Raw genomic sequence first — 11,243 nt, forward strand, 5'->3', positions numbered from 1 at the left:
ACCGTCAAACACCCCCTCCGTGCGCTTCCACAGCGCACTTCCGCACGATCTCCTCTTGTGTTTCACTTGATACTGAAATGTGCGTTGACATGTTTTTTCTTATCTTTGCCAATGTCAGAATAAACATTAAATAATCAAGACTTCTATTTTGAATGCTTATGGATCGAAAGGCTAATATACTGTACAATGCGACTCATCTTCTTTCGTCGTGCGTTGGAATGCTGGTAGCGTGTCTGCTCTTTTTGAGTCCTATGGGTGCTCTCTCTGCGCAGCAGACTAGTGTGATGAGCCCTCATCGGATTGAATTAACGACAAACAAATCCGATGCTGTGACAGTTAAGCTAGCCACGACCCAAGAGGGATCCCAGATTACCCTACAGCGAGGCTCGTGGACTCAATCAGAAATTGTGGGGACAAAAGCCAAAGAGCTGCTCATTGAGGGCTCAGGATCCAAGATAGAGATCATCGGATCTGTCAGTACACTAACCTGCACTGCTGGAGGCATTACGAGTTGTGTAGCTAATCAGGAGCAAGAGACCCATCCGCTAAAGAAACTCATTCTCTCTCAAAACGAGATAACCTCCTTTAGCATAGCTTCATTCCCAGAGTTAAGTGCTCTATCTCTCCAGGCATGTGGACTGGAGCGTATAGACCTCTCTGTAGGCTCTCGGCTCACAAATATCAATCTTAATGACAACAAGCTCCAAGAGCTAGACCTCTCTGGGTGTCCGCTACTGACACGAGTACAATTTGCAAACAATGGGCTCGACGCTTGTGCCCTAGATAAGATTTACGCGACCTTGCCTACACTGCATACCCCAGCGAGTAAGGTAAATCTAATTAACGCAAAGAGCAATGATACTAATGAAGCTAAGACGAGCAATACTGAGATAGCCGTCGGTAAGAACTGGCGACCACAAACCCCAGGCGATGGCTCTGGTTGCTTGCCCCCTCAGATTACGCTTGAGACTCGACAACGGACTGAGCAGATATACTATTTGCGTTCAGCGGAGAGTGGTCCCGTCTCCTTTGATATAGACTGGGGGGATGGGCATTTGCAGCACTATGAGATGATGCAAGAGACGTCAGGAGCTAGGCTAGAGGTGAAAGGTACTCCTCTCGGAGATAAGCTGACATTCTTCGGAGACTGGATCCACTTTGAGGCAAATGGAGCTGGCATTACTGCTATCAATACTTCTTATGCTCCTAATCTTATAGCTCTCTACCTACGTCGTAATGATCTTACTGAGCTGGACCTATCTAACAACCAAAAACTGCTCAAGCTCTACCTGCGAGGCAACCAACTATCTTCAATTAATTTGGAGTCAACGCCTCTACTAGAGGAACTCTACATACGAGAGAATAATCTTAAGAGTATAGACCTGTCTAGCGTTCCCGCCCTGCGAGAGCTAGCTCTATCTCACAATCCCCTAAAAGCTCCGATAGACTTAAGTCATACACCAAGGCTTGTCAAGCTATACCTTGGAGGGTTAGGACTAAATCAGATAGACCTCTCTAGTTGCCCAGAGCTATACCAATTTGAGGCTGAGAGAAATCACTTAGAGAGTATTGACATAAGCCACTGCCGTAAGATTGGTATCATAAAGATTGCGCACAATAACTTTAACGCCTCTTCGCTGACGGAACTTTATCAGAGCCTTCCGAAGCCAGACAGAAAAGTAGACTGGATTAATCTGACCATCGAGGAAAATCCTGGAGCTACTACCAGCTACACAGATATCGCTATAGCTCATGGGTGGCGAGTAGATGTAGTGGGAGATGGGTCTGGAGCTCTTGCACTGCCACCACATCTCCTATTGGAGACCAAGAGGGGCTATTATGACAAAATCAACCTTAAGGCGCAAAGCCGACAGCCGCTACAGGTGTGGGGCGCTACACTTACGGAAAGTGAAGAGTATCAGCTATACGCATCCAAGATCTTAATCGTTGGAGAGATAGAGGAGCTGAACGTGGCAAAGTCCGACCTTGTCAAGCTTACTACGCAACACGCTCCAAGTCTAGAGAAGTTAGACTGCTCCGAAAATCATCTTGAGTCACTAGATGTAAGTTCATTTAAAGCTCTCAAGACCTTGCTCTGCTTTAGAAACAAGTTGACTCACTTGACGCTTACGGGCTGTCGTAATCTAGAGTGGCTAAGCTGTACGGACAACGTACTTACAGAACTAGACCTGTCAGGACTGTCACGTCTCAAGATCCTCTTTTGTACCTTTAATAAGCTTACTAGCTTATCTACTGAGGGACTCACAGGGCTTACGCTGCTAGACTGTGGCGCTAATCGCATCAAAAGCTTAGATCTCTCCAAGGCGCCAGCTATACGCGAGCTGGACTGCTCAAACAATAAGGTCCTTGACGACCTGTCTCTCCAGGGGTGTCAATCCTTAGCATCTTTAGATTGTAGTGGTAATGCACTAACTCATCTCTCCTTAGAAGGCCTGACTAGACTAGAGCAACTGAAATGCTACAGAAATAGACTTACCGAACTAGACTTCTCATCCTCCTCCCGACTAAAGGCAGTCGTACTGGACTGCAATCAGATCGGAGAATATGCAATGGACAGATTGCTTCAGACGTTGCCTCAAAGGAGTGCTACTCAGCGTCCAGCAGCAGAGATACGTGTCTTAGATCTTAAAAATCCATCTGAAGCGAATGTATGTTTGCAAAGCTCTGTCGGGAAAGCTCAAAAGAAGAACTGGCTCGTTATGGCTTTTAATGGAGAGCGAGACATCCCCTATGAGGGTACGCCATCGGGGATCGTAACACTTCCCTCAAAGGGTGTGGAGAGCCCACTCTTTTATCCTACGATTACTGATGGTATAGTCCGTCTATCCGATAGCGCTCAGCAAATGATGGCTTTAAGTCCTCTCGACATATACAACCTATGTGGAGAGCATATCTTACGAATTGCCTCCACCAGTAGATGTCAAGAGATAGACCTCTCCACCCTTCCTTATGGAGCATATCTCCTAGCTCTAGGGGGCTACACGGCAATAATCACACTACACTAATCATAATTCCGTAAAGCTATGCAACATCTTCAACATTGTACCGTACACAAAGGAATTCTCGCATCCCCTCTCTCAGGAGCGATCTATCTCTTTCTAGCCCTCATCGTAGGGCTCGCCCTAACACCTCAACGACTCTTGTCGCAGACCACACAGGAGTCTGGAGAAAAGGGGTCTATCACTCTTATTACAACTAAAGCTATCGGTGAAACCATACTTCTTGCGATTGATGGGGAGGGAGATATAACGATTGAGGGTGTAAAAGAGTCTCCACAGATGGGACAATTTCCCTCTAGACGCTACACACTTACTCAACAGACGGTTACTATACGTGGTGATGTAACATTCCTTCGTGCTAACTCTGTAAAGCTGACCAGTGTGACACTGAGTAAATGCGACAAGCTGACTGAGCTGTATTGCCTTGGCAACGAGCTTACAGTTCTTGATTTGACAGACTGTCCCAACCTTCAAACTTTATGGTGTAATAACAACAGACTGACATCTCTAGACGTGTCAAAGTCTCCTAAGCTAGAGGGCTTATGGTGCTACAATAACCTTATTACAGACTTGAATCTGTCCAACAGCTATAACTTGAGTATGCTACAGTGCTATTGGAATAGACTAGAGACGCTAGACCTTAGTAAGTGTACTAAGCTACAGCATCTAGAGTGTCACCATAATAAGTTGTCAACACTAAACCTATCCTCATGCTCTGAGCTAGAGAATATCTTATGTGACAACAATGAGCTTACCTCACTAACCCTTCTCGCTGATAATCCTAAACTCAAGGTTATGACTTGCCATGACAACAAGTTACAGAAGCTTGTAATAGGTCATGCCCCAGCTCTAGAGGGAATCTATTGTTACAACAACCAGATTACAGAGATAGGCTTTCACGATACTCCTCTCCTGATGACGGTTATCTTCCATAATAATCAAATCAAGGGAGAAAAGATGACACAACTCGTCCAGAGTCTCCCTGATAGAACGAATGAATACTTCCCTGGCACCTTCATAGTTCACGCTACTCCAGAGACTCGCCCTCGGGAGGGAAATGTTTGCTTCAAAAGTGATGTCGCTTTGGCTCATCCGAAGAACTGGAAGGCTTACTACTATGGTGAAGGGTATGACTATATACCTTATGAGGGAGAAGATAATATATCTCCTATCCCTACGATTACGATGACCACGACTGCTAATGTGGGGGACAATATTATGCTCTCAATAAATGCAGAGGGGGAGCCAGAGGTAGAAGGTGCTGAGTTGAAGTTTGGCGGTATGGCCATTGTCAAGGCTCCTCAGATTACTATCCGTGGTCATGTTACGGGGCTCGACTGTTCGGATGCTCAGCTGACGGAGCTCAATGTATCTCAGATGCCTACACTCACTAAGCTGTGGTGTAACAACAACGCTCTGACAGCGCTTGACACGCACGCCCTAGCTGACCTAGAGATCCTTCAATGTACCAAGAACCAACTTACCGAACTAGATGTAACAGCTAATAAAAAGCTTCTTGAGCTAGACTGTAGTGAGAATAAAATAACCCAAATAGATCTTTCCTCGTGCGAAAAGTTGACGCTCTTCCTAGCATATCACAATGCGATAGGACAGATAGACCTCAGTCACAATGCAGAGCTCATCGGTATAGACCTGTCTGAGAATCAACTCTCGGCTCTCTCTGTTGCAACCAATCCTAAGCTAGAGACTATCTATTGTAATAGCAATGCAATCAAAGATCAAGCTATGAAGCAGTTTGTCTCCTCTCTACCAGACCGAACGGATCGGGAGAAGATGTGCAATCTCTTCGTCATAGACACCAAAAAACCCAAGGAGCAAAATGTGATCTTTAAGAAGCAGGTGCAAGAAGCTCTTAGTAAGCATTGGAAAGTTCTCAATTACTCTGCCGGAGATGAGGATGAGGCTGGCATCCCCTATGATGGCACGGAAGAGCCTGCGAGTCACCCTGAGAGCATCGTCTTAAAGACGGCAAAAGAGGACCTTTCTCTAACCATCGGTGCTTCCTCTGGGCAGGTGTACGTCAACTGGGGAGATGGAGTGTGGTCTCAAGCTACCGTCTCTGAATATGGTACGAGCGTCAAGGGAACACGTCGGGGTGAGCGAGTCGTCATATCGGGCGCAGACATCACTCGATTTAAGTGTCCTAACAACGACATCACCGAGCTCCTCCTCAACGAAGTGCCAGAGTTGCAAATCTTGCACTGTTACTCTAATGAGTTGAGTCGTATCGACCTCTCGAAGACTCCCCAGCTCAAGGAGCTTTACCTGCAGGACAATAAACTAAAGCAAATAAATCTCACTGCACTCACACATTTGAGTGACTTAAACGCCTCAAACAATGAGTTGTCAACGATCTCCTTGGAGGGAAATAAGGAGCTTGTATCACTCTCTCTCCTAGGGAATAAATTATCGTCCGTAGATCTTTCCTCCTGCCCTAAGCTTGAGGATGTGTCGCTTGGATACAATCAGCTCTCGGCACTTGATGTACGGAGTAATCCCAAGCTCTACTGGATTATTATCTACAAAAACAACTTCTCGCAGGAGGCTGTGAAATCTCTCTTTGAGAGCTTGCCCACAAGACCCGACAAGGATGGAACGATTAAGATTTTAGAGTCTAGAGATGACGAGATCCCCGAGGGCAATAAGTTTAACTCAGCAGACATTATTATTGCGATACAAAAAGGGTGGCGTGTGATGGATGGCACAGGAGAAATTCCTAGCGGACTCTCAACACTCTCTAGAGAGGGCGAAGCCGTACAGCTCTACAAGAGCGAGTCGGGTCTGACCGTTATGGCCCCATTCCCATGTCTTATATACTCCATCGAGGGTGTATGTCTAGGTCAGACGAAAGTCCCAGAGGATCAACTCACGAGGGATGAGTACCCATCTGTACTCCTCTTGAAGACTCCTCAGGGGGCAGTGCACAAGCTCCTGCTTTAACAGTCTATTATGAGATAAGTACTAGAGCGACCTTCCCTTGATAGGAGAGGTCGCTCTTATATTATTGTCAGGTAAACCTGCTACACTCGCTGATCTTGCTCAACGTTGGCTTTGACCCCTCCATTGACGCTCTGCAGGCTAAGAAGATCGTTCGTGCACTGACGAATAGGTTTGAGCATCGCCACTCCAAGACGCTCTTCAGTGAACGGCTCAATGGGTTGACCGAATATGAACAGGTTAAGGCAGACGAGTGGGGGGGGGATGTACGGACTCATACATCTCCGCTAAGTCCGATATCTCCTGGGGGATTTTCCCAATAGCTCACGAGGAAACGAAAATTCTCCACGGAGGGGCGAAATAAAACTTCGGAAGAATGAAATGAAACTTCGGAAGAGTGAAATCATAAGTCCGAAGAATCTTTCCGTATCTCCGTGGGGAATGAAAAGTTTCTACCGAGGAATATCCCGAATTCCTCCGTTCGTGCCCGTACGATCCACCCATCACACACCCCCGTCGTGCGCTCCCACAGCGCACTTCCGCCTAATCTTCCCCAAATCTCCGAGACCTCTCTGTTTTCATTGATGTGCTTTCAGTTTGTACCTTTGCGTCAGCTCGCAAGAGTTAGGCGAGAGACCGACATTGTCGCTTGAACACCACTATTCAGCCCCTTGGACTATGTTCTTTGGGACTGTCTCATTACTTGTGTTTTATCAGATGACGATAGTATCTGATGCTGTAGTAGAAGCTCCCTCTTGCGTGAGGTGTGGATACGAAAAAGCCCCCACGAGCGGTTCACGCTGTGAGGGCTTGCAGTCGGCTTGCGACTCGTCAAAGTAAAGCAAGCACTCGCTTCATCCTATGCTCCTAGTGGCTTGACTATCTCTACTCTCAGTCCTAGGGCTGAGATGATGCGGTAGAAGAGACCTACGCTAGGCTCCACAGAGCCAGTCTCTAGCTTAGATATATACGACTTAGAGGTTCCGACACGCTCTGCTAGCTCAGCCTGCGTTAGTCCCACCTCCTTTCTAGCCTCTAGGAGTATCTGAGATGCGTAGAATGCTCGTGCCTCCTCCTCAAAGGCTTTGCGACTGTCCGTACCTTCAGCCCCATAACGGCTGTCAAGGATGGTGTCATAGTCCTCGATCTTGTGATTGTTTGTCTGCATAGTACATCTCTTTAATCTTTAGTGCCTTGTCTATCTCCTTGCGAGGGGTCTTCTGCGTCTTCTTCTGAAAGCCATTGAGCAGTATTACGACATCTCCCTCGTCAAAGATGAAGAACAGTCGATATATATTCCCCTTGACGCTGATCCTAAGCTCAAAAAGCCCATCTCTTATGAGCTTGACAAATCTACTAGACAGTCGCTCTTCGCTCTTGAGGAGCTGTAGCAGGTAGTCTATCTTACGCAGTACCTCCTTGTCTAGCGTCTTAGCAAAAGCTTGGAAGTAGCCTCCATAGGTCTTAATCCGTCTGTTCATACGGCAAAGGTACATAAAGTTTCTATATATGGCAACTAATGCCGAGACACTTTGATGTCGGGGTCAAGCTCCGTGAGGCGGTTGATGATTACTTGGCAGTAGTTCGGGCTGTACTCCATAGCGTAAGCGTTGTGCCCCATATCGTGGCACGCTACGAGGGTCGTTCCGCTCCCTGCAAAGGGGTCGAGTACGCTCTCGCCCCGTCGTGACGAATTGCGGATCAGCTCGCCAAAGAGCGGTATCGGCTTCATCGTCGGGTGGAGCTTGCTCTTGTTTGGATTATTGTAGCGCAGTACGTCCGTCCCCTCGCTGAGTGCTGTGGTCAGCTCCTTAATGCAGGCTCGTCGCTCGGTCTGTGTTGCCTTGCCACTGAGCAGGCTCTTGGCACGCTCGAGGACTGTTGCGTGGTCTCGCTCTGCGATGAAGTAGTGCGAAGCTCCCGCTTTCCAGCCGTAGAGGCACGGCTCGTGCTTGGGCTGGTAGTTGCTGAAGCCCATCACGTGGTTGCTCTTGACCCATACTAGCGGTTGCTTGAAGTCTAGCTCTGCCCGCTCTACCGCCTCGATAAAATACTTAGCGTACAGCCCCGCATACCATACATAGAATGCCCCTCCCGCTTTGAGTGCGCCTGCCATATTGGTAAAGGCTTTTGTGAGGAAGTCTAGGAAGTCACTGTTGCTCATTTTGTCGTTTGTGATGTCCTTGTGGCGTGGAGCCTTTCCTCCGTCACAAGTTCTGACTGCTCGCAGTTTTTCCGTGTAGTCCACGTTGTATGGTGGGTCGGTGACGATGAGGTCGGCACTCCCGCCCCCCATAAGCGTGGCGAAGTGGTCGCTCCTCGTGCTGTCGCCACACATAAGGCGGTGCGTCAGTCCTCGTCCCTCTAAGATGATGAGGTCGCCCTGCTGAATGTCAGTCTCGACCTCCTCGCCCTCCTCGGGCATCTCGTAGTCGTCCTCCTCTGCGATAGCGTCCTCCTCCTGCTCGTCTGTGAAGTCGGGCAGGTCAATGCCCCAGTCGTCGAGCTGTGCGGTGTCCCACTCGAGCTGGAGGGCTTGCCAGTCCCACTCACCCATGGAGCTGTTGTCGAGGATTGTGTAGGCTCGGAGCTTGTCGGCTGTGACGTGGCTGGGGATAACGACGCATGGGGCGGAGGTCATACCCAGCTCGACCATGGCTCGGAGGCGCATATTGCCCCCGATGACGATGTACTTGTCCCCGTGCGGATAGACGAGGATGCCTCGTAGCTGGAGCATCTCGGGGTTGTCTAGAATGCTTCGCTTGAGCTTGGCTAGCTTGTCGGGCTGTATGTTGCGGGGATTGGCTGGTAGCCCTGCTATCTGCCCTTTGTTCTCCTCGAGCTGTGCGATGGGTAGCTCGGTGTAGTGCGGTGCGTTGTTGTCGTTCATAGTGTTGTTGCTTATTAGTTCGTATCTTTGAGGTGTTTAATCAATAATGTGTTTCACTTATGAGCAAAAAATCAAGTTCCTCTTCTAAAAGTACTGCAACGAAGACCAGCTATCGAAGTGCTGTGTCTGGCAGGTACGTGACTAAAGAGTTCGCTAAGTCCCATCCGAAGACAACTGTCAAGGAGACGGACAAGGCGTAATGCTTAGCTGGCGCATCACCTCTCTAGCTATATACTCTAGTAGGTAGGTGTATGCTTCTTCGGTGTCCTCCGTGTGGGGTATTCCGACCTCTCGGAGGATGAAGTTCGTGGCGTGGCTCAGCTCGTGAATGAGTAGAGCCACGCTTTTTGGGTCTCGTGGTTGCGATGCGAGGTATATGGTTACCGTGCGCCCCGAGGTCGTGACTGTCAGCCCCTCGGTGTTCGGGGCGACCTCCTCGATGACCTCTCTAGCTGTCGCCTTGTCAGAGTTCCGCTTGACGGCTTTGTATAGCCCCTTGCGGTCTCCCCAGTAGATGAGTACGGCTGTCTTGTAGATTGGTATCTGTATGACTATTTCGTTCATAGTGTTGTATTATTGGTTGTTAGTTTGTACCTTTGGTGTCAAAGTATTGAGTTATGAAGATTGGCAAAGCAAAATACACGGCTGAAGAGAAAAGGCTCGCTGACGAGTTTGCTCGTTCGTGCGGGTGCGACTTTGCGAGCTTCGTTTGTAAGTACAAAGGAGGTAAGGCTTTCTTGGGAGATCTTAATACCGTGAGGTATGTTGGGATTCCTCCCGCTATTCTCGTAAAGGATGGCATAGCTAGTGAACTTTCTGTTGATGATTCTTTGGAGCTGATAGGTCGCTCATAGTCTTGTAGGTAACTCTAGGGACTACGTCAGTGTTCAAGGCGAGATTATCTACTCGGTAGGTCGTTATCGAATAGCTTGGGGAGATTCTCTTAGCTATGAAGGCTAGGATATTGTCTTCTCCGATTATGGATGTACCTGCTTGAGGGTCGTATAGGGAAAGGCTTCCGTCCGCTTCCCTCTCCAATGTGACGATATGCCCGTATCTCTTACCTTTCCACACAAATCCCATGTGATAGCGACCTGCTTCTTGAGTATTGCTTAGGAACTCTTTCTTTCGTTGAGCTGACGTTTTGTTCTTCCTATAATCGACCCATCCGCCTGCCTTAGACACCTCTGGCATTTTCCCCGTCTTGGGGTCTATCCACGCTTTCTGCGTCTGCCACGATAGCTTGCGAGGCATATTACTCTCAAAGCCCGTGTTTGGTCGTGCTGTCACGTGTATCCCTCGTAGTCGCATCTCGTGCGCCACGACGCAAGACTGGCAATTTATTCTGTACCCTCTCCCATCTTCATACCCGTAGCCTGCATTGTAGCCTACGTTTCCGCATCCCTTGTCAGCTTCTTCAAACGTCATGCCATCGTAGTCTAGGCGTGTCTCCATTTTCCTTGCTACGCTTCTGTCTGTCCATCTGTTATTTATCCTAGCCTTCTGCTCTTCTGTGCGGGCTTCGTGACGCCTCTGAGCGTTTGCTAGGTTCTTTGTTCTCCACGCTTGTGGGTACTCCACTGCCTTGGTGTTGTTTCTCTCCTGCAGTGCCTGCTTGATGCGTGCGACCTCCTCGTCTGTGCGGTTGGCGTGGCGTATGTCTGCGTTACGCTGTATTAGCCTGCGCTTGATGTCCTTGACCTCCTCGGGCGTGCGGGCTTCGTGGCGTGCCTTGGCTCGCTCTAGTATGCTCGGCATCGCTGGCTTGCTTGTCTTCTTCGGGGCGTTGAATGTCGGGGTGAGTGTGCCGTCCTTGCCTACCTTGTAGTTGTCACGGACGAAGTAGGGGAGCGTGCCTGCACGGCTGGCTCGCTGGATGCGGTCGCTGTTGTCCTTGAGGTGGTCGGTGAAGTTCTTGGGAGGCTCAGTCACTTGCCCCTTGGCGGGTATGCGCTCGCCTCGGAGGAGTGCATCTTGGCGGGCTTGGAAGCTGTCCACGTCCTCCATAATCGGCACTGCGTGGCACCTGCAGTGGGGGTGCCAGCCGACGAACTCGAACTCCTTGGGGTACTTGCCCGCTAGCTCCACGCAAATGGGGCAGACGTTGGGGTTAGTACCCGAGACCTGCACCTCGTAGCCGAGGACGAAGTCTAGCTGTCGCCACCGCTCGTTGTCCGCCTTGTGGTACGCCATATTGGTCTCTGTGACGGCTAGCCTGCGGGCGTTTTTGTAGCTACTGCGATAGACCCCTTGTCCTGGGTGGAACTCCTTGGCTCGCTTGGATAGCTGGAGCTGTCCGTGTTCGTCCCGTACCCTGCGGAATAGCTTGTCGGGGTGCTTGAGGTACTGCTTGAGGTCGGTCGCTAGGCGGTTGG

7 protein-coding genes and 1 pseudogene are annotated in these 11,243 nt (G+C 49.3%); 3 read left to right on the plus strand and 5 right to left on the minus strand.

Going from position 1 to position 11,243, the window contains the following annotated elements; genetic code table 11:
• The first annotated feature begins 407 nt into the window (after positions 1 to 407).
• The 3 genes and pseudogenes from Q0X57_RS05250 to Q0X57_RS05255 all read left to right on the plus strand — a co-directional run bounded on the left by Q0X57_RS05250 (position 408) and on the right by Q0X57_RS05255 (position 5,981).
• Positions 408 to 3,026: a hypothetical protein gene (locus Q0X57_RS05250; RefSeq protein ID WP_297728647.1), complete on the plus strand. Its 2,619-nt coding sequence runs from the start codon at positions 408 to 410 to the stop codon at positions 3,024 to 3,026.
• A 273-nt stretch (positions 3,027 to 3,299) separates the two neighbouring features.
• Positions 3,300 to 3,590: pseudogene (locus tag Q0X57_RS08180) on the plus strand (leucine-rich repeat domain-containing protein); the annotation flags it as partial.
• Positions 3,591 to 3,620: 30 nt separating this feature from the next.
• Positions 3,621 to 5,981 (plus strand): hypothetical protein, encoded by a 2,361-nt coding sequence (locus Q0X57_RS05255; RefSeq protein WP_297728649.1) that lies wholly within the window; start codon positions 3,621 to 3,623, stop codon positions 5,979 to 5,981.
• 856 nt (positions 5,982 to 6,837) lie between these two features.
• Here Q0X57_RS05255 and Q0X57_RS05260 read toward each other — a convergent pair.
• The 5 genes from Q0X57_RS05260 to Q0X57_RS05280 form a co-directional block, all read right to left on the minus strand.
• Positions 6,838 to 7,146, minus strand: coding sequence for a helix-turn-helix transcriptional regulator (locus tag Q0X57_RS05260; protein ID WP_297728651.1), 309 nt, complete (start codon positions 7,144 to 7,146; stop codon positions 6,838 to 6,840).
• A complete protein-coding gene (locus Q0X57_RS05265) occupies positions 7,112 to 7,459 on the minus strand; it encodes a type II toxin-antitoxin system RelE/ParE family toxin (RefSeq protein WP_297728653.1) in 348 nt (115 codons plus the stop codon). Before Q0X57_RS05265 ends, Q0X57_RS05260 begins: the two co-directional genes overlap by 35 nt.
• A gap of 35 nt (positions 7,460 to 7,494) precedes the next feature.
• Positions 7,495 to 8,868 carry a DNA methyltransferase gene (locus tag Q0X57_RS05270; RefSeq protein ID WP_297728655.1) on the minus strand — a complete coding sequence of 458 codons (1,374 nt, stop codon included), beginning with the start codon at positions 8,866 to 8,868 and terminating at the stop codon, positions 7,495 to 7,497.
• A gap of 177 nt (positions 8,869 to 9,045) precedes the next feature.
• Positions 9,046 to 9,432, minus strand: a complete 387-nt coding sequence (locus tag Q0X57_RS05275) for a hypothetical protein (protein ID WP_297728657.1) — start codon at positions 9,430 to 9,432, stop codon at positions 9,046 to 9,048.
• Between the two features lie 240 nt (positions 9,433 to 9,672).
• On the minus strand, positions 9,673 to 11,243 hold a 1,571-nt coding region (locus Q0X57_RS05280), incomplete at its 5' end, for a toxin glutamine deamidase domain-containing protein (protein ID WP_297728660.1).

This window comes from uncultured Porphyromonas sp. (assembly GCF_947254915.1).
Taxonomy (GTDB): Bacteria; Bacteroidota; Bacteroidia; order Bacteroidales; family Porphyromonadaceae; genus Porphyromonas.